At 62.5% G+C, this 2,976-nt stretch carries 3 protein-coding genes; all 3 read left to right on the top strand.

Annotated features, from left to right (window positions below; genetic code table 11):
• A partial coding sequence (locus VEK15_29620) for a CHAT domain-containing protein (protein ID HXV64894.1) occupies positions 1-1,098 on the top strand: 1,098 nt, incomplete at its 5' end.
• Between the two features lie 112 nt (positions 1,099-1,210).
• Positions 1,211-1,813: an RNA polymerase sigma factor gene (locus tag VEK15_29615; GenBank protein HXV64893.1), complete on the top strand. Its 603-nt coding sequence runs from the start codon at positions 1,211-1,213 to the stop codon at positions 1,811-1,813.
• A gap of 16 nt (positions 1,814-1,829) precedes the next feature.
• Complete coding sequence (locus VEK15_29610; protein HXV64892.1) at positions 1,830-2,849, top strand: tetratricopeptide repeat protein; 1,020 nt, start codon at positions 1,830-1,832, stop codon at positions 2,847-2,849.
• Positions 2,850-2,976: the final 127 nt, after the last annotated feature.

Raw genomic sequence — 2,976 nt, 5'->3', positions numbered from 1 at the left:
CAACTCGCCGAGTTGAGCCTCCTGTTCGAAGCCAATGGCTCCACAAGCGAGGGATCCCGTGGTCCCATCTTCAACGCCCGCCTCGCGGATTTTTCCCTGCCGCCGGCGAGAGCGCTCTACGAAACGTTGCTCGAGCCCGTGGAGGCGTGGCTTCCCGAGGGGGGAGAGCTCATCGTCGTCCCGGACGATCTCCTGTTCTACTTGCCGTTCGAAGCCCTCGTCGTCGACGGTGGGAGCGCCGAGCACCGTTACGACTTCTCCGCGGCCACGTTCGTCGTCGAGCGCTATGCGGTCTCCTACTCGCCGTCGGCAAGCCTGCTCGATCCCCGGCTGCGACGGCCACGAGAGTTCGCCCGCGGGCTCCTCGCCTTTGGGAATCCGGCCTTCGACACCACGGCGGAAGATCAGCCGCCGCTCCCGAGCGCCGAAGCGGAAGTCGAGGCGATTCGCGACGCGTTTGGTGGCCACGTCAATGGCGTCTACATCGGAGGCGAGGCCACGGAAGCGGTCTTCAAGCAGGAGGCCGAGCACTATGGTGTCCTTCACTTCGCGACCCACTTCCTGAGCGACGACCGGCAGCCTCTCTACTCCAGGATCCTCCTGGCCCCGACCGATGGCGCGGCGAACGATGGCAGTCTCCAGACCTATGAGATCTTCGACGCCAAGCTGAACGCCGATCTGGCGGTCCTGAGCGCCTGCAACACCGGTCTGGGAAGGCTCCGCAAAGGGGAGGGCCTCATCGGCATCAGCCGGGCCTTCCTTTACGCCGGGGTGCCCAGCCTGGTGGTCAGTCTCTGGAGCGTCGACGACGAGGCCACCGCGAAAATCATGGCGCGGTTCTACGAAGGCCTCCACTCCGGAGCGAGCAAAAAACAGGCGTTGCGCCAGGCCAAGCTGGATTACCTGGAGGCGTCCGAGGGGGACAAAAAGGATCCGTTCTATTGGGCCCCCTTCGTCCTGAACGGGGACTGGCAGCCTTTGACGCTTCCGGCGACATCCCGTTCCCGGCCGCCCTGGATGCCCGTCGTGGTGGGGTGTTCCGGATTAGTCGTCGTGTTTCTCTTCATAAAGAAGAGACGCAGGGCGCGATCCACTTGACCGGCCCGCCCCGCGACCTGTGATATGGTTGCCGGGCAGACCGACAGGATGGACGATCGAGAGGGGGCGGGCCCGACCCGGTGGCGCCGGGGGTGAGCCCGCGCGATGCATCATGGGAGAAGACCGAAGCGCTCATCTCGCAGATCTCCTGCGCAAGGCTCGAAAAGGTGACGACGACGCACTGAACTCGCTGTGTCGCGAGCTCGAGCCGCCCATCCAGAGATTCTTCTGGCAGAAGTTCCACGACCCGGACCTCGTCGATGAGCTGTGTCAGGAGACGTTCATGCGGTTTCTCAAGAACTTCCCCAACATACGAGACCGCATGAGCCTGCGGGGATTCGTGATCAAGATCGCGATCCATGTAACGCAGGACTATTTCAGAAAGAAATATCGACAGCGGGAAGAGGCGCTCGAGCCCAACCTGTTGAGGCAGAAAGGGGATCCGGCCGGCGCTCTTCAGCACCGCATGGACCTTCGGAAAGCTTTGGCGAAACTGCCGGAGCGTTCTCGCCGCATCCTGCTCATGCGTGCCGATGGCTATAACTATGAGGAAATCTCGGCGAAAACGCAGTTGAGCGTGAGCGGAGTCAAGATGCAGGTGAAACGGAATCTGGAGAGGCTTCGTTCGACCCTAACCGATGTGACCCTTTCGTCTCTTGTGACGACTATAGTCACGAAAGGTTTAATCGAGCTCAGCCGAAACGGGTTGGGCTGAGACCAAACGACGTAAGATGAAGACCTGTCAGTACTTTCAAGCCCAAATCCTCGAGCTGGAGGAGCTGGGCAAAACCGCACGATCGGAGCTCGAGCAGCACGCCGAGATTTGTCGGGGTTGTGGAGCGACGCTCCGGGTTTACCGAGGGATCATGACTGCTCTACGTGGTGTGGGCGCCTCTGCGCACGTAGAGGCAGAGCAATTGACCCGTTTCGCGATCTATCGGGCGGCTCCGACGGAGCCCGACTACGATCAGACGCGAATGTCCGACGCGGACGTCACCCGGATCGAGAACCACATTGGCGACTGCTCGGGCTGCCGATCGGCGGTAAATAGCATCATCCAGCAGTACCGCGAAATGGACCAATTCCTGGCGGAAGCCGGCCTCCCTTCCGTGTCTATCGACCCCCCCATGAGCGCCGCTTCCGCCCGGAACTGGTTCGGGCAGGCCCTCGCCGGAATGAAGAGCACCCTCGTCCTGCGTCCTGCTTATCCGGCGGGCGGCTTGGCCCTCGCCGCCGCCGTGATCCTGCTGTGGATGTCACCGTGGCTTCGCGATCCTTACGATCGGCTGGCTTTCGTGGATACGACCGAGGAGAGCTTCTTGACTCGAGACGGTGGAAGCGAGCTGTCCCGCGGGGTGTCTCTTCTCAACGACGGGCGCTATCGCGAGGCGATCGAGCGCTTCGAGCGGTTCATCGAGGTCGAGACCGACGATCGCTTCCGAAACTACGCGCATTACCTCTCGGGGCTGGCTTGTCTTTCCGAGGCGAGAACGGAGCTCCTGGGTCGCGTGCTTTCATATGACGCCGCCTGGCTGGATCGTGGGATCGGTCACCTCGAGACCGTCACACGGTCGGATCGAGAGGGCCGGATTCGGGAGGACGCTTACTGGCTCCTGGGGAAAGCCCACCTCATGAAGAAACAACCGGCATTGGCCCTCGAGGCATTCCGCGAGGTCGCGCAGATGGGTGGACGTCAGGCCGGAGAGGCCCGACGACTCATCGAGGCCATCGAGGCGATCGAGGGCAGTTAGCGCTTGTAGAAGTCGGGGGCCACCATCTCGATCTGGAAGTCGCCGCTCAGCTGATGGGACCCCCACCGGATCTGCAAAGCCCCGCGGTCCATTTCCCCGTCCCTGAGCCGAGCTCCACCGCGAGCTC

Source organism: Vicinamibacteria bacterium (assembly GCA_035620555.1).
GTDB lineage: Bacteria > Acidobacteriota > Vicinamibacteria > Marinacidobacterales > SMYC01 > DASPGQ01.
This window is presented reverse-complemented; position numbering and strand designations above follow the sequence as displayed.